Genomic DNA, 19,014 nt, shown 5'->3' with positions numbered 1-19,014 from the left:
CCCTGGCGTGGCCGGTAGCCCCGACGCATTGTATCTGGACATTCCCCAAGGACGCCCCCATGCACCCCGCCCCCGCCATTTCCACATGCCTGCCGCAGACCACGGTGTCCGGCGTTGCGACCCTCAGTGAGCTTGACCTGCAGGACGCCATCCATGCGAGAGACCCGCACCTCATCATGGAGGCCGTCATGGAGGGTGCCGCCCTCCACAAGGAAGCGTTTGGCTGGTCCGTCGTCGACGAATGCGACTACAGCGGCCTGACGGCCATGGCGCTGGCGGTCTTGCTCGACAGCCGGCACGAAGGCGTGTGTGCGGTGTCGACGTTGCTCAGCGCAGGCGGCCGGCTTGACACGGTCGATGCGAGGGGGCGGACCTTGCTTCATTTCGCAACAAGCGCGCCGGTGGCCCGTTTTCTTGTCGAGCACGGAGTGCCCTTGCCCCAAGGCGCGCGCGAGCGCTGGCTGCGCGCGCTCGCGGCGCCACCCGGAAGGGTGTTGTTTGACGAGGGCGTCCCCCTTGCGATGCCCGACAACGACGGCGCATTGCCGTGGATGGCCGTCCAGCTCACGCACGCAGGCTTCGCCTACAAGCCCTGGCGGTCGGTGGTCACCCTTTCGGAAGCCGACATCGCCTACGTGTCCCATCGCCGCCAGTGGGGTATCGGAAACGTTCGTGCCCTGTGGCCGCAGACGGTCTACGCGCTCTCGGCCGCCGACGAACTTGCAATGCATCTGGTCGACGGAGAGCTCAAACACGCAGCACAGCTCATTGGTCTCGGCGCGGAGCAGAATCTTCCCCAAACAGACCTGTTCATCGAGGCGGACGACGGGGACCGTGAGTATCTCGACCTCACTGCGCTGGGTGTGGCCACGGTCCTCGATTCGGTAGACGGGACCATCCACCGGCTCGCCTTGTTTGATGCCTCGCAGCTTGGTGGCTTTCACGGGAAATACCGGTCAACACTCCTGCACCTGGCGACGGCACCCGTCGTCGCCCGCTGGCTCCTTGACCATGGCGCGCCGTTTGATGTCAAAGACAGCAGCGGACGTCTTCCGGAAGAGACATTGCCCCCTGCAACGGCAGCGCTGGTCGTCGCCCACCGTCTCTCGAGGGTCCTGCCGGATTCGGCTGGCACCAGCCGCCCTGGCGGGCGTCTGTGACCACCGTGCAGCAAAAGGGCCCTGTCATCCGCGTCCGCTGGGCAATCGGTCGCACGAACCTGTCACGCTCCGGCATGCAGATCTGCGGTGGGTCATCTCCGCAAGGACCGCAGCCACGACCGCCCGACGTCTGCGCCGCAACACCCACTTCAAGAACGCAGGAATGCTCTCGGCGGCCTGCCGGTCCGCGATTGGCCGTAACAATGCAGCGCTTGCCCAGCAGCAGCAGCTCGACCTCGGCATCGATGGCGGGATGGAGGGCTATGCCCACGTGACGAGGGGCGCGAAGCGCTTCACCCACCTGACCCTGTTGTCGATTGCAGCGCTGGTCGACTCCGATGAAGACCAGGTGCTGATGCTGCCGCTCGTCTTGTCCCGCACCGGCAGCATCGATCAGGTCGATTCCCGGGGGCGAACCCTTCTGCACTTTGTCACCTCACGCCGCGTTGCCTGCTACCTCCTCGAAGAAGGTGTGCCGGTCGAAGACGGGACGAGGGAGCCGTTGATGGCCGCACTCGGTCAGCCACCGGGCACCGCATCGTTTGACGGGTCGGTCCCCATCGCCTTTGTCGACAACAAGGGCAACGAGCCACCGATCCTTGCCTGTGTCCGGGAAGGCACCGCAAAAGTCTCCCCCATGCCCGGGTCCGGGAGCATCGACCGCTCACATTGGCCGGAGGTGATGCCGAAGGATGAGTACGATGCGCTCATCTATGCCGTTGCCTCCCATGAGCAACGGGCCCGTGAGTCAAAGCGCTTTGAGGCCCGCGTCCTCGAGCTCGGCGAGGAAGGCCGTTTTGCCGAGGCAGGCCGGCTGGTTCTCGACAACGCCACCACCTTTTGCGCGCAGCACCGCCCAATGCCCCGTATCGACATCACGTTCAAGGCTGCGCTGCGGCGTGCCATCGAACAGGACCGGCCCACCGACGTCCGCCGCCTTGTTGCCCTCGGCGCGGACCTCGACACCCCCCGGTACGTCAACAACGAGTTCAGCGACCACGTCTCGGCGCTAGGCATTGCCGTGCTGAAGGCCTGCGAGACGGAAGGCGACGACGACAGCGAACCACTGGACTGTGGCGTTCTTGCCCCGCTGGTCTACATGGCAGAGAAAAGCTCGCTGGCGGGCGTGCATGCCGGGGATGGGCTGACCTTGATGCATCTGGCGTATCACCGCCAAGTGGCCGGCTGGCTGCTCGACCATGGCGCGCCGTACGACGTCGAAGACGCCAAGGGGCGTCTCCCCGCCGACTTCCTCCCGCCGCATGTTGCGCGCCTCATCGAGGCCCATCATCTGTCGAGCAGGTTGCCGGAAGCGCCAGCCGACGTGCGACGTGGTCGGCGGCTGTAACAGGTCGGCCCTCATTCCCGCGTGGCACACCGATGCGCAGCCAGGTCCGGCCGGTGCCCGCGACGACAAGAATCATTTCGGTGAGTGGTGTGTACTACTTTCGTGTCCGCGCATGCAACGCTGGGCCGTGTGGACCGTATAGTCAGGTTGGCGTCACCACGGTCACCATGATGCCGACCAAGGCGCCCGCTATCTCTGCGACACCTGCAACGAGCACGGACGGCTGCTATGCCGTCACATGGGGAACCGTCACCGATGGTGCCTGGTATGTCACTCAAGAGCAGGTGAACTTTGGCGCTTTTACGGACATTGACAACGACCGCTCGGGCCGGCTTCAGATTTGCGGAAAGACCAATGGTAACTACGCATACCGTGTCATGGCATGCAACGTCTCCGGATGTGGTCCTGGCAGCACTACTGTCAATGTGAAAGTCTTGCTTGTCCCATCCACACCGGATGGGCTTAACGTGACGCGGAGCCTGCAAGGCACGACGTATAAGTTCCAGGGGAATTGGTCGGCTGTGGATACCGCGCCCACATATCAGGTCCAGAAGGGCGGCGCGACCGTCTACACCGGTGGCTCCACGACGTATCTCCTGCAGACAGGAACGGGCGACCACTTGCTTACGACGTTCCAGCTCCGGGCATGCAATGCGTCCGGCTGTTCGGCCTACGTGCAGTTTCCCAACCCGTGACCTGGAGAACAGCCATGACTTCAAGCAACAAGTCAGTACAGGGCACTTCGTACCGGACGCGCGCGGTGGGAATGAGACAGCAGCAATGGCGAGGCAACTTTTGGAGGCGGTTGTTCACCGTGGGGTTGTCGGTTCTTGTTGCGATATGCGGGATGGCCAACGCGGAAACCATCACCTACTACTACACCAACCAGCAAGGCACACCGCTGGCCACGGCCGATGCAGCAGGAAATATCCTCTCGACGGCCGACTACCGGCCCTACGGGGCCCAGACGCTGGGCACGCCCGAGCCGGGGCCTGGCTACACCGGGCATGTCAACGACCCGGGGACGGGGTTGGTCTACATGCAAGCCAGGTACTACGACCCGGTCGTGGGACGCTTCTTGGGGGCTGATCCCTTGGACTCCAGTGAGGGTCGCCCCGGAAGTTTCGGTAGATATGAATACGCCTCGAATAACCCAATCTTGAATATCGATCCGGACGGCCGCGACACATGCCCTGGCCAGGACGCGAGTAAATGCGTGAGATCTGATTTCGGTCGAGCAAAGGACCTGACGTCGACCACACAGATGGATCAGGCGGCGATTGACAATCGTGCGGCCGTGGAAACGTCGACGAAGCCCGAGAAAGCACAGGTTTTCGTTGGACGGGACGATGTAACCGTGAAAGCGATAGCGGGCGTTGTAGTACAAACCATGGGGAAGGATGGCCTGAATCTTTCGCATTTGCCGGATGGGGCATCCGCAGTCGAGCACAGCCATATTGATGGAAAACTCGTCGGGGTGTCTTCTCACGGCCTCGAAAGCCCAGGTGATGCGCAGCCGCTGGGCCATGGGATTATCAACTATGCTGTAAGTGAGCGGCGTGTGGTCAAGTACGAGGTTGTTGAAGGTCGAATCCAGATTACGGCGCTGAAGGGTTCGATAACGAAGCCAGAGATAACGGCCCTCACTCAGTCGATTAACTTACAGCAGACAGCGCTCGACCAACAGAGACCAGGAAATTGAAACTATGCATTATATGTTTTTGCCTCGCCGCTTCTATCGCGAGTGATGCAAGCGCTGGAACAGATGTCATCGCTGCCACACAATTGAATCAGAAGAAAAGCGATTTCGACCAGAAAGTTGTCACTGTGAGAGGCTACCTGTCGATTGGCCCGGAGTCGCTCTATGTCACAACAAAGAAGGGTTACGTCGGTGATTTCTGGCAGCCGGATTCAGGGTGCTTGAGTCTATTGAATACGGGGGACCTGGGTAGAGCCGAAAGTCGCCTGGATGGAAAGTTGGTCGAAGTGACGGGCGTGTTTCAGGCGAGCAATTATTCGTACGGCATCAGCATGGCCGAGTGCGGGCTGACCGGTCTGGATGTCGGTGGCGCATTGCTCAAAAACGTGCGGCCGCTGACAGGACGACCGAACGGCAATGATTGAAAGGCCGAAACGTAGTCTGTTGATGGTTATGAGCCTTGTCGTCGGCAGCGCCATTGCTGGTGAGGTCACGGTCGACACATTGAACCAGTCGCCGGAGCGCTTCGATGGGCGGCGCGTCGAGGTTGATGGTTGGGTTGTCATCGGTGATGAGGCCCGCTATTTGGTGTCTTCAAAGAGTGCAATTCGCGACATTCGTAGCGCGACGTGCCTTTCGGTCATTAACGGAGCAGGGTTGGATGCGCGTGAAAAGGAGCTCAACGGAAAACACGTTGTGCTTACAGGCACCTTCCGTTCAAATGTGTTCAAGGATCAAGTGATAAGGCTCGGCCTTTGTGGCAAGACTGCTTTGGATCTTCAGGACAAGGATGTCGCGGGCAACGTACGGGTCTTGCCCTAGTCCTGTATTTGGTGCAGGGGAGTGCAACCATTGGAATATCGAGTCGGGCAGCGTACGGTGAGGGCAGTCCTACTCGCTCCCCTGACGCCGGGTGTCGCCGCCATGCTGTGCGCGTTGCCGTCCGGAAACCTGGGGGAGGGTGTCTGGGCCGCCATGATTCTCGTGCCGGTCTCCTATGCGTCAATGGTTTTTCCCGGCAGCGTTCTGTACTGGGTGGTCCGGCGGCTCCATTGGGTGTTCCCATGGGTCTACGCGCTGCTCGGCGTCCTTTGCGCCGGGGCCGCGTGTATCGCCGTCTGGTGGGGCACATGGGGCGAGCGGTTCGCCGGCAGCGATTCCTCCATGCCGGCCACCGTGGTCACGTTTGCGATGATCGCAGTCATCTTCGGCGCACCCACCGGGTTTGTCTTCTGGAAGCTGGAGCAGCCGAAGGTGAATGACAGAGGGGCCGGGTCCCTTGATGACGCGCGGTGAACGACATCGGGCCAACTTCTTCGGGTTGCCACTGGCACGGGTCGTAATGCCGGCGGTGAGCATGGGGTGACAACGCTACATGTCGCGTTCGCGCCGGCTTTGGCATCGGCACCTCTTCTCCATCCCACGGCAGCAGGCCTGGCATCGACCAGCGGGCCGCGAGCGTCGCGCTGGTGTTGACCGATGACTTCAGGGAATTTGCTGGTCGCACGGTTGCAAGGGTCAGCGCGAAGAGTCAGTAGCGTAGCGTCGTAGCGGATGTGCGGACGTGAGCGTTAGGACGACGCGCGATATGCGGAGTCGCGTCGCAAAATCGCTACGTTTCGCTTGAAAAAAGCGCTTGTTTAAAGTGCTTTTGACCCCTTGACAGCTCTCGAACCGCCGCCAGGATGGATTCAACCCAACCATCCAGGACACTTCATGAAACCCACAAGACAGACGCCCTCGGCCAAGGACATGCGCGCCTACTTTGCCGATATCGGATTCACCCTGCGTCACCATCCGGCAACATCAGACGCACCCCAGACATGGTGGTTGGCAGACGGCGACGGCAGTGCGTACCCGATGCCCGCCGCATTCCGGCCAGCGCCGGGTCAACCGATTGTCGGGCCGGTTCCGGAGGTCGAAGACTTTTCCTCCCTGCCGAGGCTGTGGCGGGCCTGGGCGACCACCGTTTACCGGTTTGCGCGTGAAGCGCACTGCATCGAGCTCATCAAGGAGCGGGTGCTGAAGGCGTCCGATGAGGAGCGCCGTGAGGTTAGTCGTTGGGCCCGGTCCGGTGCGTCCTGTTGGCCTGATTCCGTCAGACCCGATGCGCCATCCCTGGACATCGATGGCAACGAGGTCGACGAAAGCGTCTGGCCGTGGTCGGCGATGAGGTGGTACGACTCATTGTCCGAGCTTGTCGCCGAGGGATGGCCGTGGACAGCCGTGCCCCTTTCATTCGGCGACGGGCTTGCGGTGCAGCGGGTCGAAGGCTGGCCCGAACAGGCAGAGGACTTGAGCTGTTTCGACACGCGGTATCCGGACACCTATTTCGAAGCGGTCCAGGCCGTGCTGGCGGAGGTGCTGCCCGAGCTTGTGCATGACACCGGGGAAGACGACGGGACGTGGGGCGGGGAGGATGCGGAGGGGATGGGGCCGCAGCCCGTCGATGCGGAAGTGGGAGGCACGGCAGGTGGTGGGGCAGGGGTCGGCGCGGGCATTCCCCGGGTGGTTCATTGAGTGGCCGGCGGGACGGGCCCTGATTGGGACCGGGCTATCCCAATGTTTGACTTGATTTGTCGTTGCCTCGATGCTTTGTTCCCCCCATCAGCTGGTGATGAATGACATCCCCCGATCTTCCGCCGCTTCGTGCCATGCCGGAGGACGAAGCCGTCATCGCGCTGGCTTCAGTCTTGGCCAGCGAGCATGCATTGCAGGTCAACATCGTCCGTGAGCGCGATGCACCTGACGTTCGCCTTGGTCTCGGCTTTGCTGCGTCCGGCCGGCTCGACGTGGTTGTCGCCAGGTTGTTTTACCAGGCAGGCCGGGACGCCGTTCGGGTGTATACGCTTCTCGACGCGCGGGACGCGGGGCGCTGGGGCAGGGCAAGCCCAGCGCGGGAAGGAAGGATGAGGTCCCGCCTCGTCTACAGCTGGCCTGCCGACGAGACCACGATCGGTGCGCTGGTCGGGGCTTCGGCTGCAGAAGCGCGCAGGCGACAACATAATCCGGTCTGAACGACCAAGGCCGGGCGCATGCAAAGCATTTCTGGCCGGTCGGTGGTCGCCCACAATCCTTCCGCGCCCTTCGGTGTGGTACACCGGCTGTACCCACTGGAGGAACCCGTGAGCACCTTGTCGCCTTTTGCAATCCTCGCCACCGCCGCTGTTGCCCTGTCACCCCTTATCTCTCACGCTGACGGCGGGCTGGACGGTCGCTTTGACATCGGTGGCCGGTCCATCCACCTCAAATGCGAGGGAAGCGGGGTACCGGTGGTCGTGATTGATGCGGGTCTGGGCACGGCGCCAACGGAAGACCCGGCCTGGGAGGCGATTGCGGGCAAGGTGGCCTCTGTCACGCGCGTTTGCCTGTATGACCGCGCTGGACTGGGCGAGAGCGATCCCGCGAAAACGCGGCCCCGCACCAGCAAGGATGCGGCAGAGGATCTCCACGCGGCACTGGAAAAAGCGAAGGTGGCGGGGCCGTACCTGCTTGCGGGCCATTCCATTGGAGGCCTTCACGCGCAGGTCTTTGCCAGCCTCTTTCCAGACGACACCGCTGGCCTTGTCCTCATCTCGTCGACGCATCCGGACCAGTCACGTGCCTGGCTGGCGGTTTTGTCTGCGCCCAAGCCGGGCGAGGAGAGGGCGGTGAGTGAAACGCGAACGTTCCTCAGCTCAGTGCAGACCGACCCGACCAAAAACGAGGAAGGCCTGGACGTAACCCAAAGCGTCGCCCAGGCAAGGCAGCTGCATACACTGGGGTCCAAGCCGGTGATTGTGGCCACGCACAGTCCAGGCTTCCGGATGGTGCCCGGGCTGTCAGAGCCGGTGGCAGTCAGGCTCGAGGCGGAAACCCAGCGTCTGCAAAAGCAGTTTTTATCGCTCTCGAGTGATTCGCACCAGAAAATTGCGGCAAAGGCCGGGCACGGTCTCCCGCATGAGGACCCGGCGTTTGTTGCAGCCAACATCCTCCAGGGTGTGGAGGAAATCCGCTTGCAAACGCACTGACCGCACCTGGTGGCGGTCCATCACCTTCGGAGGTGACGCGCTCGGGCAATTTCGACGCAGCGCCGCCCCGCTGGGCGGCTTCATAATGCGTCGACAATCCGCCGCATTCCCGGCACTGCAGTTAACGACCTTGGAGTCGGCCGTGCTGGCGTTCCATTGTGGCGGGGCAGGTGAATCGTTACGTGTGACGGTGGGCAAGCGTCACACGTAACGCTCGCCACTCGGATCCAAGGCCATTCATCCTTGCTACCATGCCCCCATCATCAGGGAGACATGGATGGCACGCGAATCGATGTGGGACAGCCGGACGCAGACCATCGCCGAACTCCTCGGGCTTCCGGCGGTTGCAGCAGGCACAACGGACAATCAACGCAAGTCCATCAACACGCTTGCCGGCTTTGATGCCACGGACAGGCGACCCGACGACGTCAAGGCGGCAATACTCTATTCGCACAGGGACTTTGTTGCCCTCTTTGACCACATCGATGAGGTCACCCGCGTGACCCGTGTGGTGGTCTCGGCGTACTTCAACCTCAGCACCAAAGCGATTGAGGCTGGCCTTGCCGCACGATATCCCTTGAAAAAAAACGAGGGGAACTGGCGCCGCCAGCTGGCATCGATGGAGCCCGAACCAGTCCCCCTTCTCAACGGTGGCTATCGATGGTCGTTTGTGCGCGACGAGATGCCGGACATCCTGTCCACGCAAATTGAGCGCGCAAACGACCGCCTTCTCAAGCGAACCAATCCCACCCCCGGCCCTGTCATTCCCCGCCGCGTGCCCACGCTCTTTGCCGGACCGCTCGTCGACGGCGTCCAGTACCTGGTCGACAGGCACGGCCGCGTTCTCTTCAAGCTCGGCCAGGGTCACATCACGGCCGCCCGGTTCATCGCGCACTGTGCGGACGGGGCGACCCTCCAGTGGCTCACCCCCGTTGAAGCCCTGCAAAAGCCCTGGGCAGACCTCGTTGCGCGGGCAGCATGGGAGGGGCCCGTGCGCGACGCCCTCGACCTAATGGTCCGGCACACGAAAGACGGCTTTGATACGGCCCTTGCGCACTCTGAGCAGCTCAGGCTGGAGGGGATGGTTGCCACGGCAGATGAGACCGGGCGCCGTCCGGGTCCCCTCCGTCCGCCACTCTGAAGCACTGGTTTTTTGCGTCTTTAGACCAGCGGGGATCAAACGCCAGACGCGGCGGGGAGATCCCCCTGAGCGTGGACCCACCTTCCAACCGGGTCCCGACGATGACGACGAACACCAAGGCCAAAAAGAACACCCCCGCCCGCAGCCACGCCCGCACCAGACCCCGCGCCCGGCACGAGACCGCCAAGCCGAAGGCGGGCTTCGCGTTTGAGCGCACCGCCGGGGAGGAAACGTGGCTTACGCCTCGCTGGCTGGTCGATGCACTGGACTTGCCCAATGTGGCCGACGTCGACCCGTGCGCACCGCCCGTGCGGTTTTGGAACACGGCCAAACGCCACTTCAACAAGCAGCAAGACGGGTTCAACCGCGAGTGGAACCGCCGTGATTTTTACTGGGTCAATCCGCCGTATGGACGGGAATGCGCCATGTGGATGGACAAGCTGGCCGACCACGGAAACGGCCTGCTGCTCGTTTTTGCGCGCACCGACACGGCGGCGTTCCACGAAGCGGTCTTTGGTCATCCGAATGTTTCTGCCCTTTTTTTCTTCAAGGGGCGGTTGAAGTTCGTCAACGGGCAAGGCGAGGAGGTGGGCTCTGCCGGTGCGCCTTCCGTCCTCGTCGCCTTTGGCAAGAAGTCCGTGAGTGTCCTTCGTCGGGCCATCGGTCGCGGTTCGCTTGATGGTCATCTGCTGCTTTTGTCCCGATGATGGCCGGGCCTATGACCACACTTGACCGGCCCCGCCGCTCGGCTTTGTTGCGCGCAATCGGCATTGGCACCCCGGGGCGTCTCGCGCCGGGGTATGGGTTTGCCATCGACCCTGACCCATCGGTACCGCTTCCTTCGCAAGCCTCCACCGGGGAGTGCGGCAGTCTCGTCCAAGGCCAGGCATCCGCCGTGCCCTAGCATTCGGGCGCCGTCAGGCAACCCCTTTCCCTGCAGGCGCACTGTCCGTGGCCAGCATCGCCCGGCCCCGGTGACGCCTTGCCCAGCCTGCGTCCGCCACCAGACGCCACTCCGTCCGTCGACAACAGGAAACACCGGTGGAAATCTTCAACCCGAACGCCAACTTCAATTTCCTTGGCCTGCGCCGGTACTCCATCGCCGTGGCTGCGCTGCTTGTGGTCGCATCCATTGCCCTCATCCTTGTCCGGGGGTTCAACTACGGCCAGGAATTTGTCGGCGGCGTGGCGGTTGACGTTGCCTACAGTGCACCGGTCGACACGAACGACGTGCGAAAGACGCTCATTGATGCGGGTCTGGACAATCCCCTGGTGCAGTCGGTGGGCGGCACACGTCAGGTGACCGTGCGCCTCCAGCCACGGGACGACCACGGCCTGGCAGGCCAGACCGGGGTGACCGGGGACGAGGCCGCCAGCAAGGTGTCAGACGACATCATGGCTGCGCTGAAAGCCAAACGACCCGATGCGACCATGAGCAAGAAATCCTTTGTCGGCCCCCAGGTCGGCGAGGAGCTCCGCTCCGATGGCCTGTACGCTGTCGTCTTTGTCATCGTCGGCATCATGGGGTATCTGTGGGTTCGGTTTGAGCGGCGCTTTGCCGTTGCGGCCCTGGTGACCGAGATACACGACGTGCTGGTCACCCTTGGCATCTTTGCGCTGACGCAGCGTGAGTTCGATCTGACTGTCCTCGCATCGGTGCTTGCCGTCGTCGGTTATTCCATCAACGACAAGGTGGTGGTTTTCGACCGTATCAGGGAGCTGTTTCGCTCATCGCGCAACGCAACGCCTGAAGATGTCCTCAACCGCTCCATCAACAGCACCCTGTCTCGCACCATCATCACGTCGTTGTTTACGGGCATCACCATGGCAGCGCTGTTTTTGTACGGTGGACCTGCCGTGCACGGCTTTGCCGTGACCTTGTTGATTGGCATTGTGGTCGGCACCCTGTCGTCGATTTTCGTGGCAAGCCCCATTCTTCTTTGGCTTGGCGTGTCCAAGCAGGACCTGATGCCCAAGTCGAGTGACGACGCGAGTCTCGAGCGACGTCCGTGACCACGCGGAATGGCACCTGGCGAGGGGCAGTCGCGCGAGCAGCATCAACCTCGTCCAAGGTGCAGTGCCGGGCGCTGACTATCATCACACAGCCGCCCGGGTATCCATGTTGCGCCGTTTTTGCCTGGCGAGAGCCATTGCAGCGCACACGCGAACTGCCCGGACCCGGGCGGCACCACCCCGGCGTCTGTTGAAACTTGTGGTGCCGCTTTCGCGCACCGGTGGCCCTTTGAGGAGATGTTGTGCACGCCCCCACACGAATGTTCCTGCGCCTTTGCCTGCCTGCGCTCGCGGTTGCTTTACTGACGGCACTCTTTGCCCTTGGTGCGGGCGTCTTTCATGACGTCGCCCGTCACCATCTGGGACACGACCCGCTTGGCGACGCGCTCGCGGCCGCAGGTGCCGCCGGTGCACTGCTTCTGTACTGGGCTGCAGTCTGGCGGTTTCGCAACTGGAAGCGCGGCTGCCCGGCCTGCTGCAAGGACTGCGGCTGCGCGCTGGGACCAGTGCGGGACACGGCCTCGGGTGTGCAGCAGGTGTGCCTCGGCTGCGGCAAGCGGGTCACGGTCCGTGCAGGCGACAGCGACTAGGCAAGCGATGTTTCAGCGGGAGCGCGCTGGCCTCGCCGTCGCAGAGCTCGTCAGACGCCCGCTTTTTTGACGGAGTAGGTCGCAACGTTCAACAGCACGGCAGCATCCCCCTCGTCGTTCCAGACAGCGGCCTTCGAGTTCCAGTATCGCACGTGCCAAGTGGCCCCCTGGTGCTCGACCGTCTCGTCCTTGCCGCTTTTTGTCCACAGCGCGACGCGGTCTCCCTTTTTGACCGGTTTTCCGACGAACCAGTACGTGTGCCGGAAGCGGTTGGAGATGTTGCCGTTGGCAAAGTAGGTGCTGTCGGCGAGAACGTAGTTGGATAGGTCGCAGTCATCCGTGACAGTGAATGTGACCACTTCACTTGTGGCATCCCCGTGGCCGTCAATCCGGTCGATTCGAAGCTTCATGGGCAAGACTCCTAGCACTGTGAACCTCTGGTGGGGTCGGGTGGACCGTGTCCCTCTGGGGACCTGGTGGCATTGCAAGACGGTGATGTCGCGGATATCTTAGCCAAATGCTTCACAAACAGAAGCATGTAAGCGTTGTTCCCGGACTTCGTTGACCGGGGAGGGTGCTTTCGGCATCGGCTCAGCCCAACCCACCACGCAGGCACCAAGGATCGCCATGACCACGCCCGTCGGCAACAGCAACGCTGCATCCAACCAGGGGTCGTCGAGCCAGGTGCAGCAGCAGTCCCTCAACCAGGGCGACTTCCTGCAGCTTCTGGTCACCCAGCTCACGAACCAGGACCCCACCAAGCCTGCCGATCCCACCCAGATGGTCGCGCAGCTGGCACAGTTTTCCCAGGTCACGGCGACCCAGGAGCTGCAGAAGTCCTTTGACACCCTGGCGTCCAATCTGACCGGCGACCAGTTCGTCCGCGCCTCGGGCCTTGTCGGCCATGACGTGCTCATCCCGTCGGACAAGGGGACCTTGAAGGACGGCACGTTCAATGGCGCCGTCAACGTTCCGACGTCGAATGCGAACGTCAACGTGCTGGTCAAGGACAAGGACGGCAACGTCATCCGCACCATTCCTCTCGACAAGCCACAGGCAGGATTGGTGAACTTCACCTGGGACGGCAAGTCCGATGACGGGACCAAGATGGACGACGGGGTCTACACCATCTCGGCGGTTGTCAATGGCACCGCTGCCGACACGTTTGTGCGGGGCAAGGTCACGGGCGTCGGGGCGTCCGGTACGGATGGCACGTACCTGCAGGTCGACGGCTACGGTGGCGCGTTGCTGAGCCAGGTGGCCCAGATTCTCTGATAGTTGACGGGCCGGGGCGCACGAAAACGTTGGCCTCTAGCCGCGCCGTGCTCAGAAGCGCGGCCGCTTCGGCGCGGGGCGCGGGGCGCGCGGCTCAAAGTCAGGGCGGTACTGCGGGCGGTTCCTCGCCCGGTTGCCTGCATCAGAGGCTAGCTTCGCATGGGCATCGGCGAACGCGATTTCCAACCGCGAGTCCGCCGTTGCCCTGGCAAAGTCCCATAGCGTCATGACGACCGTCCGGTCGCCCGTTGGACTTCGCGCAAGGCCGAGGACCATGTCATACATCCAGCCTCCGCTGCCGGCATGCTCATACCCACCTTTTGCCGCAACCACGCGGTTGACGTAGGTCTCGAATGCGTCGTGAGGGACCCCAATCTGTCCGGGCAGGCCTTCTGGGCGAAGTTCGCACGTGGTCAGGACGGGCGCATTGGCCTGGGCGCTATACACAGCGGCCAGGTGGGCGAATTGGACCCAGTCACCCCAGTAACCTTCCGCAATGAGCCCGGTGAGCGAGAGATGATTCTCGGTTTGCCCGTAGTCGCCAAAGACCAGCGCGTGCGGGTGTCGCTTCCCCGCCACCGCCTCGGCGACGAGTGAGCGGCATGCTTCTTCTGAGACAGGGTCTGCATTGTCGTCCGCGCGCATCGCCGGAAACTTCTTGCGCTCCGTTGCCCTGACAGACTCGTCTTTCTTGAACTCGATGAGACAGAAGCGGGCGTCTGCATCGCCGACGATGGCGTCCCCCGCCAGTTCATGGTTGCCTGCTAGAGGCGACGAGAACGCGGATGCCGGCAGGTATTCCCGCACGAAATACCATTCGACAAGCTTCTCGAAGCGGGGTGGAACGGTTGGTGCAACCGGCTTCGGGGGAGTGGACATGGGGCCTCCTTGTCGTTGTCCGGAATGGGCACATTGCCCGCGCATTCAATCACGCGCCGGGTTGCTTGTCAGCCCGGCATTACGACCCGCCAGCTGCCGGGCTCAACAGTCTTGCCTGTCCCTTTGTCCGTCACCACGGCACGAACGACCTCTCCCGTTGCCACATCCTCGATGTGGCTGAGCGTGCCTTCACCGTTGTAGGTGCGACCCCATTCACCGATGGCGGCGAGGATGGGGATGAAAGCGGATCCCGCGTCCGTGAGCACATACTCATCGCGTGGCGGACGCTCGCTGTAGCGCTGCGTTTTCAGTACACCAGCCTTGATGAGTGCGTCCAGTCGGCGCGAGAGAATGTTCGGCGCAATGCCAAGGCTTGTCCTGAATTGCTCAAAGCGCGTCATGCCGCGTCCGGCGTCGCGGATGATGAGCGCGCTCCATGCGTCCCCGACGAGGGCCAGTCCGCGTGAGATGGCGCAGGTGCCAGTCGAAAGTTTCTGGATGTCCATTGCGCAAGCGTAGTGAGGCGGCTATCGTTTCGCAAGAAACGCTTCAATAACCACAGCATGGAGTCGAGATGGATACGAACAGCAAAGGTACGGCACTGGTCACGGGCGCCTCGTCCGGCATTGGCGCAGTCTATGCCGAGCGTCTGGCGGAGCGCGGCTATGACCTCATTCTGGTCGCCCGGCGCGCAGACCGGTTGAGCGCGTTGGCGGGACGACTGCGGGACAGCACGGGGCGGCGCGCGGAGATCTTCCAGGCAGACTTGTCGAAGGCCGAGGACCTCGCCCGTGTCGAGCAGCGGGTGATTGAGGACGATTCACTGACGCTTCTCGTCAACAATGCCGGGATCTCCTTACAGGGCGGCGTGCTTGAAAACAGCAGTGCGGCCATTGCCGAACTCATTGCCGTCAACGTCACCGCACCCTCGGTGCTGACGGCGTCGGCCATCAAGCGCTTCCTGGCCCGCGACAAGGGCGGTGTCATCAACATCGCCTCGGTGCTCGCGCTGGCACCGGAGATCCTTGAAGGGCTCTACAGCGGGTCGAAGGCGCATCTCCTTAACCTCACGCGCGGTGTGGCCCTCCATCTGAAAGGCACCGGTGTGCGTATCCAGGCGGTTCTTCCGGGCGCGACGAAGTCCGAAATCTGGGACAAGGCCGGCATTGACGTGGACACCGCGCTCCCGGGCATGGTCATGGAGACGGCGGACCTCGTGGATGCTGCGCTCCTTGGGTATGACCGGGGGGAGGTGGTGACAATCCCGCCGCTCCACGACGAGGAGATGTACCTCGCCTATGACCAGCACCGCCTTGGCATGGCCGAGCACCTGTCGAAGAAGGAAGTGGCGCAGCGCTACCGCGTGGCGTAATGGCACAGTGCGCCGGGGCATGGTGCCCCGGCGTCCGATAACACCGGCCCATGGTTGGGGTCGCCGTTGGCGCAGAGTTCCTAATCCGGGTGTGGGCGCGGAGACCGCGCCCTGACGACGCTGCCTCAGCGGTTGGCCCAGCGGAGGGCAAGGCCGGCGGCGATGCCGAAGAGGGCCGAGGTCGAAAGCGTCCAGACGACGACCCCAGGGGCGTAGAGGAAGGTCCGCATCCCGGGGCGCAGGCGCCGGGCGAAGGGAAACAGGGTGACTAGGTCCATCACGGTGCTCCGGGGAGGGAGCACCAGGAATAACCGCTCGCCCGGTTCAGGCAATGGGCGAGCGACCTTTTGTCCCGCCCGTGCCACTGGAGGGTGCGCGCGGGCGGGTGTGGGTACCGGTGCTGGCCGTGGGCCGAGCCGGTGGGATGCGACCCATGGACGGCGACAGCGCTCAGGCTTTCACGCTCTCCATGAGCATGTGCCGGACCGTGAGGTTCTCGAGCTTGGAGACGATGGGACTGCTCTCGTCCACACTCTCGTTGAGATGCAGTCCGTCGTTGTAGATGAGGCCGAGAAGGTAGACCGTGTCATCGACCACCACCCCCTGGGACGACGCGTATTCGAGCTTGTGTCTGGTTTTCCAGGTGTTGAGGAACGTGGTTTTCCTGGCCTCGTCCGGGAGCTCGTTGTAGGCATGCCGCTCAATGGCGACCCGGACATGGCAGCAGACGGCAAACGGGTCGTAGTTGTCGGCTTGCTCGACGTATTTTTCCCATTCCGACTCGATGTGGGCATGAAAGACAGCGGACTGCCCCCAGGCTTCCTTCAGCCCAAGTGCCTTCATCTGTGGCCGGATGTCGACGTCGACCGGGTCGTAATGCAGGAAGTGGCGTCCGACGTCCTCTTTGATGGGTGGCTCATCGCGCTTGAGGAGGAGCAGGCGGAAATCCTTGCCGATGGACGGTTTGGATTTCTTGAGGTAGTAGACCTTCGGCTGTGCAGACGAGAAGTGGCGAAAATAATACGGGTTGAGGTGGGTGAGGATAAGGGGGTAGATGTTCCGGCCCTTTTCCTTGACCCGGTCGATGAGACGCAGGATGTAGTACTGCACGGCCACAAGGTTTGCGTCATCGAGATAGTCAAAGACCTCGTCGATGACGACAATGACGTCCTTTGCCCCGATGCTGCGCTCAATCTTGCGCAGCTCCGCTGCGAAACAAAGTGAGTCACGTTGGCCGTTGGAGATGTGCATCGCCGCCGGAAACGACACGATGAGGCTTCGTTTGTGTTCCGTTGGGCGCACGTTCTTCCAGGTGGCCCCGAAGGCGTTGATGACGTCCTGGTAACCCTGCTTTTCGTCGAGGTAGGAGAGGTACTTGCAGGCGGCCTTGAATGCTTTCCTGTCGTCAAGATACGTCAGCGTGACCTGCAGGGCGGACAGGAGGTCATCGATGCGCCGGTCACCAGGGGCTGCATGCGGCTCGACGAAGTCGGCCAGTGCGCGAAGGGGTGCAATGGCTTCCATGCGGGGTGCGAGCGTTGCCTCGGCCCATGTGCGGATGTCATCTGCCGTTCCGGTGGACTTGGCAAGCGCATCCATCATTTGTGCAATCTCCGCGCTGATGCGCGCACCGTCGGCCTTGTCCATGACCGGGCAAAGGTCGGTGAGGCCGTCGGCAAGAGCGGGGTTGGAGAGAATGTCGTCGACCTTTCGCAGCGCCTTGCCGGCGTTGCCGAAGCGGGCCCGCATGGACGTCGCGCTGTAGAGGTGCTTTGCCTTTTCGGGGATGGTTGAAACCAGAACGAGGTCACTGATTTCAAGCGCGGCGACGGCCGTGGTGAAGCGGCCCATGTTGTGCTTCGTTGCCTTTGCACGCAGCCGGCTTGAGACAACGTGGACGTCGAACGCTCCGGCAATGGTGTTGCTTTGCCCATCTGCGACCACTGTTTTGACAGGGCCCTTTTGCTTGACCGTCAGCGAAAGCTTCGGAGGAAGCGCCTCGTCTCCAAGGTGCCATTGCTCCTTGGGCAGCTCCATGCGCTTGGACTTCAGGGAAGCAAAGGCCGCAGCAAGCGAACTCTTTCCAAAGCCGTTGGGCGCAACAAGCAAGGACGGCTTGTTGGGGAAGATATCGAGGTCGAAGGTCTTGCTGCCGATGCCGCGTACATTCTCGATGGCAATGGTTTTTATCATCGTCCCTGGTCCCTGCAAGTTGGAAGTGCTGCCCGCGCCTGATTATGGCCACCCGGTGCCACAGGCGCCATGGGATGCCGTGCTGCGAGTGCAAAGCGCCGCGAGTGGACGCAGCATGTGCCGTCGGCCACGATGAGAACCATGGGTGAGGTCCTCAGCCAGGAGGCCGGCATGCGAGGGCCGGGGGACCGCCTTCAGCGGGTTGGCCGGGGAGGCTGGTCAGGAGGTCCGTGACATCCCCCATCGGCACAAGGCGGAGGCGCGTGACGCCCGGCTCCGGGGAGATGACGAGATACCGGTCCTCGACGGCGCGCACCAGCCGCCAGGCGTGCACGGGGTCGCCCTTGATGCACACATCCGGATGCTTCGACCGGTTTTCGCCAGAGAGGATTTGTGATGCATCGGTCTTGCCGACGTGGAAGGGCCAATAGATGAGCAGGCCAAGAACCACGACGGCGCCCGCGATGATGAAGCCACGCTGCTGCGCGCGGGTGCGTGGTTTGAGGGCGAGCAGGGCGGTGAGTGCCGTTGCAACCAGGTACGCGCCAGCGACAGTGGTGATAACGTTCGCGAGCTGGCCCCAGTATCCCGCGCGCAACGGCGGAACAAGGCTTGTGAGTATGGTTCCGACAGCGAGGATGGCCATCGAGCCCCAGAAGAACCGGACCATCTCCCTTCGGGTGAAGATACTGCCCAGGGTCAGGGCGACCGTGATGGAGGTCGTCAGGAGAAAGGTCAGCGCGTTGAGGGCACCTGCGCGGACCATGGCGGTGTAGGGGATGGTGTCGACCGCCCAGCCCGCGTGAAGGGCTTCAAGCAGCGCCTGGTAATACGTCGCGCCCGAGATGAGGAGAAAGACGGTCGCTCCAACAAGGCTTGAGCCGATGGCCGACAGGTGGGCTGGGAGCGCTGCGAGAACGGCGCGGAGGGTTCTCGCGTCCGGATGGTGGGTCTTGTCCATGATGCTGGGTATCGGCAGGAGGGGTGGCCTGCTTGAGGGAGCGGGGCGGCGGTCAGGCCACCGCCCCCCGTCCTACCTTTACGCCGTCACGTCCAGGAAGCGGCCCGTGCTGGCGGCATCCGGGTCGAGCAACGCGTCGGCGGTAAACGGACGAATCGTCTGCGGTGGCGGCTTGTCGCCTACCGTGCTCGAATCGAGGACGGGCGACTCGATGCTGCCGTCGCCAAAGACGGTCGGCTTTCTGGCGTTCTTTGCGATGTCGGCCGACATCGCGGCGAGATTTGCAGTGCCGCTGGGGCTGACGGTCAAGGTTGTACTCATGGCGGGTTCCTCTGTTTTGGATGGATGATTGCCCGTAAATGGTGAAACAAAG

Annotated in this window: 23 protein-coding genes; 16 read left to right on the top strand and 7 right to left on the bottom strand. The window is 62.7% G+C overall.

All coding sequences use genetic code 11. From position 1 onward, the window contains the following. Positions 1 to 59 precede the first annotated feature (59 nt). The 14 genes from ABIE56_RS01690 to ABIE56_RS01625 all read left to right on the top strand — a co-directional run bounded on the left by ABIE56_RS01690 (position 60) and on the right by ABIE56_RS01625 (position 11,961). Entirely contained in the window at positions 60 to 1,160 is a 1,101-nt protein-coding gene (locus tag ABIE56_RS01690; RefSeq protein ID WP_429242104.1) for a hypothetical protein, read from the top strand. A 163-nt stretch (positions 1,161 to 1,323) separates the two neighbouring features. Then, a complete protein-coding gene (locus tag ABIE56_RS01685; RefSeq protein ID WP_429242103.1) occupies positions 1,324 to 2,508 on the top strand; it encodes a hypothetical protein in 1,185 nt (394 codons plus the stop codon). A gap of 167 nt (positions 2,509 to 2,675) precedes the next feature. After that, positions 2,676 to 3,203 carry a hypothetical protein gene (locus tag ABIE56_RS01680; protein ID WP_429242102.1) on the top strand — a complete coding sequence of 176 codons (528 nt, stop codon included), beginning with the start codon at positions 2,676 to 2,678 and terminating at the stop codon, positions 3,201 to 3,203. A 14-nt stretch (positions 3,204 to 3,217) separates the two neighbouring features. Further along, a complete protein-coding gene (locus ABIE56_RS01675; protein ID WP_429242101.1) occupies positions 3,218 to 4,210 on the top strand; it encodes an RHS repeat-associated core domain-containing protein in 993 nt (330 codons plus the stop codon). Next, positions 4,207 to 4,632: a hypothetical protein gene (locus ABIE56_RS01670; RefSeq protein ID WP_429242100.1), complete on the top strand. Its 426-nt coding sequence runs from the start codon at positions 4,207 to 4,209 to the stop codon at positions 4,630 to 4,632. The genes ABIE56_RS01675 and ABIE56_RS01670 overlap by 4 nt, the downstream gene beginning before the upstream one ends. Before the next feature lie 28 nt (positions 4,633 to 4,660). Further along, on the top strand, positions 4,661 to 5,029 hold the full coding sequence (locus tag ABIE56_RS01665) for a hypothetical protein (protein WP_429242099.1): 369 nt from the start codon (positions 4,661 to 4,663) through the stop codon (positions 5,027 to 5,029). Between the two features lie 153 nt (positions 5,030 to 5,182). Then, positions 5,183 to 5,503, top strand: coding sequence for a hypothetical protein (locus tag ABIE56_RS01660; protein WP_429242098.1), 321 nt, complete (start codon positions 5,183 to 5,185; stop codon positions 5,501 to 5,503). Between the two features lie 420 nt (positions 5,504 to 5,923). Beyond that, the gene (locus tag ABIE56_RS01655) at positions 5,924 to 6,727 is read left to right on the top strand and encodes a hypothetical protein (protein ID WP_429242097.1); all 804 of its coding nucleotides are present in this window, start codon (positions 5,924 to 5,926) and stop codon (positions 6,725 to 6,727) included. Positions 6,728 to 6,828: 101 nt separating this feature from the next. Further along, positions 6,829 to 7,224: a hypothetical protein gene (locus ABIE56_RS01650; RefSeq protein ID WP_429242096.1), complete on the top strand. Its 396-nt coding sequence runs from the start codon at positions 6,829 to 6,831 to the stop codon at positions 7,222 to 7,224. Positions 7,225 to 7,332: 108 nt separating this feature from the next. Beyond that, the gene (locus ABIE56_RS01645) at positions 7,333 to 8,217 is read left to right on the top strand and encodes an alpha/beta fold hydrolase (protein WP_429242095.1); all 885 of its coding nucleotides are present in this window, start codon (positions 7,333 to 7,335) and stop codon (positions 8,215 to 8,217) included. 277 nt (positions 8,218 to 8,494) lie between these two features. Beyond that, positions 8,495 to 9,358: a hypothetical protein gene (locus ABIE56_RS01640; RefSeq protein WP_429242094.1), complete on the top strand. Its 864-nt coding sequence runs from the start codon at positions 8,495 to 8,497 to the stop codon at positions 9,356 to 9,358. A gap of 101 nt (positions 9,359 to 9,459) precedes the next feature. Next, entirely contained in the window at positions 9,460 to 10,065 is a 606-nt protein-coding gene (locus ABIE56_RS01635) for a DNA N-6-adenine-methyltransferase (protein ID WP_429242093.1), read from the top strand. Positions 10,066 to 10,399: 334 nt separating this feature from the next. Further along, positions 10,400 to 11,371, top strand: coding sequence for a protein translocase subunit SecF (gene secF / locus ABIE56_RS01630; protein WP_429242092.1), 972 nt, complete (start codon positions 10,400 to 10,402; stop codon positions 11,369 to 11,371). Between the two features lie 260 nt (positions 11,372 to 11,631). Beyond that, a complete protein-coding gene (locus ABIE56_RS01625; RefSeq protein ID WP_429242091.1) occupies positions 11,632 to 11,961 on the top strand; it encodes a hypothetical protein in 330 nt (109 codons plus the stop codon). A 50-nt stretch (positions 11,962 to 12,011) separates the two neighbouring features. On the opposite strand, the gene ABIE56_RS01620 is transcribed toward ABIE56_RS01625, so the two are convergent. Beyond that, complete coding sequence (locus tag ABIE56_RS01620) at positions 12,012 to 12,371, bottom strand: hypothetical protein (protein WP_429242090.1); 360 nt, start codon at positions 12,369 to 12,371, stop codon at positions 12,012 to 12,014. A 217-nt stretch (positions 12,372 to 12,588) separates the two neighbouring features. Between ABIE56_RS01620 and ABIE56_RS01615 the strand changes: the two genes are divergently transcribed. After that, on the top strand, positions 12,589 to 13,236 hold the full coding sequence (locus ABIE56_RS01615) for a flagellar hook assembly protein FlgD (protein WP_429242089.1): 648 nt from the start codon (positions 12,589 to 12,591) through the stop codon (positions 13,234 to 13,236). Between the two features lie 51 nt (positions 13,237 to 13,287). Here ABIE56_RS01615 and ABIE56_RS01610 read toward each other — a convergent pair whose 3' ends face one another. Next, positions 13,288 to 14,115 carry a hypothetical protein gene (locus ABIE56_RS01610; RefSeq protein ID WP_429242088.1) on the bottom strand — a complete coding sequence of 276 codons (828 nt, stop codon included), beginning with the start codon at positions 14,113 to 14,115 and terminating at the stop codon, positions 13,288 to 13,290. Positions 14,116 to 14,183: 68 nt separating this feature from the next. Next, on the bottom strand, positions 14,184 to 14,621 hold the full coding sequence (locus ABIE56_RS01605) for a winged helix-turn-helix transcriptional regulator (RefSeq protein WP_429242087.1): 438 nt from the start codon (positions 14,619 to 14,621) through the stop codon (positions 14,184 to 14,186). Positions 14,622 to 14,689: 68 nt separating this feature from the next. Here ABIE56_RS01605 and ABIE56_RS01600 point away from each other — a divergent pair, with 68 nt between their 5' ends. Then, the gene (locus ABIE56_RS01600; protein WP_429242086.1) at positions 14,690 to 15,487 is read left to right on the top strand and encodes an SDR family NAD(P)-dependent oxidoreductase; all 798 of its coding nucleotides are present in this window, start codon (positions 14,690 to 14,692) and stop codon (positions 15,485 to 15,487) included. Positions 15,488 to 15,612: 125 nt separating this feature from the next. Here the strand turns inward: ABIE56_RS01600 and ABIE56_RS01595 are convergent, their stop codons facing one another. From ABIE56_RS01595 to ABIE56_RS01580, 4 genes are all read right to left on the bottom strand, one after another. Further along, positions 15,613 to 15,765 (bottom strand): hypothetical protein, encoded by a 153-nt coding sequence (locus ABIE56_RS01595; RefSeq protein ID WP_429242085.1) that lies wholly within the window; start codon positions 15,763 to 15,765, stop codon positions 15,613 to 15,615. Positions 15,766 to 15,937: 172 nt separating this feature from the next. Further along, a complete protein-coding gene (locus ABIE56_RS01590) occupies positions 15,938 to 17,680 on the bottom strand; it encodes a hypothetical protein (RefSeq protein WP_429242084.1) in 1,743 nt (580 codons plus the stop codon). A 154-nt stretch (positions 17,681 to 17,834) separates the two neighbouring features. Next, on the bottom strand, positions 17,835 to 18,641 hold the full coding sequence (locus ABIE56_RS01585) for a hypothetical protein (protein WP_429242083.1): 807 nt from the start codon (positions 18,639 to 18,641) through the stop codon (positions 17,835 to 17,837). 78 nt (positions 18,642 to 18,719) lie between these two features. Beyond that, a complete protein-coding gene (locus tag ABIE56_RS01580; RefSeq protein ID WP_429242082.1) occupies positions 18,720 to 18,962 on the bottom strand; it encodes a hypothetical protein in 243 nt (80 codons plus the stop codon). Between the last annotated feature and the right edge of the window lie 52 nt (positions 18,963 to 19,014).

It is taken from the genome of Luteibacter sp. 621, assembly GCF_050435445.1.
Classification (GTDB): Bacteria; Pseudomonadota; Gammaproteobacteria; order Xanthomonadales; family Rhodanobacteraceae; genus Luteibacter.
Note: the sequence above shows the minus strand (reverse complement) of the source record. Positions and strands in the feature narration are given on the sequence as shown.

Coding starts and splice junctions, on each gene's coding strand:
- ABIE56_RS01620 (WP_429242090.1), bottom strand. CDS start 12,371: ATGAAGCTTCGAATCGACCGGATTGACGGCCACGGGGATGCCACAAGT.
- ABIE56_RS01635 (WP_429242093.1), top strand. CDS start 9,460: ATGACGACGAACACCAAGGCCAAAAAGAACACCCCCGCCCGCAGCCAC.
- ABIE56_RS01680 (WP_429242102.1), top strand. CDS start 2,676: ATGATGCCGACCAAGGCGCCCGCTATCTCTGCGACACCTGCAACGAGC.
- ABIE56_RS01685 (WP_429242103.1), top strand. CDS start 1,324: ATGCTCTCGGCGGCCTGCCGGTCCGCGATTGGCCGTAACAATGCAGCG.
- ABIE56_RS01615 (WP_429242089.1), top strand. CDS start 12,589: ATGACCACGCCCGTCGGCAACAGCAACGCTGCATCCAACCAGGGGTCG.
- ABIE56_RS01610 (WP_429242088.1), bottom strand. CDS start 14,115: ATGTCCACTCCCCCGAAGCCGGTTGCACCAACCGTTCCACCCCGCTTC.
- ABIE56_RS01600 (WP_429242086.1), top strand. CDS start 14,690: ATGGATACGAACAGCAAAGGTACGGCACTGGTCACGGGCGCCTCGTCC.
- ABIE56_RS01650 (WP_429242096.1), top strand. CDS start 6,829: ATGACATCCCCCGATCTTCCGCCGCTTCGTGCCATGCCGGAGGACGAA.
- ABIE56_RS01665 (WP_429242099.1), top strand. CDS start 4,661: ATGAGCCTTGTCGTCGGCAGCGCCATTGCTGGTGAGGTCACGGTCGAC.
- ABIE56_RS01595 (WP_429242085.1), bottom strand. CDS start 15,765: ATGGACCTAGTCACCCTGTTTCCCTTCGCCCGGCGCCTGCGCCCCGGG.
- ABIE56_RS01625 (WP_429242091.1), top strand. CDS start 11,632: ATGTTCCTGCGCCTTTGCCTGCCTGCGCTCGCGGTTGCTTTACTGACG.
- ABIE56_RS01590 (WP_429242084.1), bottom strand. CDS start 17,680: ATGATAAAAACCATTGCCATCGAGAATGTACGCGGCATCGGCAGCAAG.
- ABIE56_RS01640 (WP_429242094.1), top strand. CDS start 8,495: ATGGCACGCGAATCGATGTGGGACAGCCGGACGCAGACCATCGCCGAA.
- ABIE56_RS01690 (WP_429242104.1), top strand. CDS start 60: ATGCACCCCGCCCCCGCCATTTCCACATGCCTGCCGCAGACCACGGTG.
- ABIE56_RS01660 (WP_429242098.1), top strand. CDS start 5,183: ATGATTCTCGTGCCGGTCTCCTATGCGTCAATGGTTTTTCCCGGCAGC.
- ABIE56_RS01585 (WP_429242083.1), bottom strand. CDS start 18,641: ATGGACAAGACCCACCATCCGGACGCGAGAACCCTCCGCGCCGTTCTC.
- ABIE56_RS01655 (WP_429242097.1), top strand. CDS start 5,924: ATGAAACCCACAAGACAGACGCCCTCGGCCAAGGACATGCGCGCCTAC.
- ABIE56_RS01675 (WP_429242101.1), top strand. CDS start 3,218: ATGACTTCAAGCAACAAGTCAGTACAGGGCACTTCGTACCGGACGCGC.
- ABIE56_RS01605 (WP_429242087.1), bottom strand. CDS start 14,621: ATGGACATCCAGAAACTTTCGACTGGCACCTGCGCCATCTCACGCGGA.
- ABIE56_RS01580 (WP_429242082.1), bottom strand. CDS start 18,962: ATGAGTACAACCTTGACCGTCAGCCCCAGCGGCACTGCAAATCTCGCC.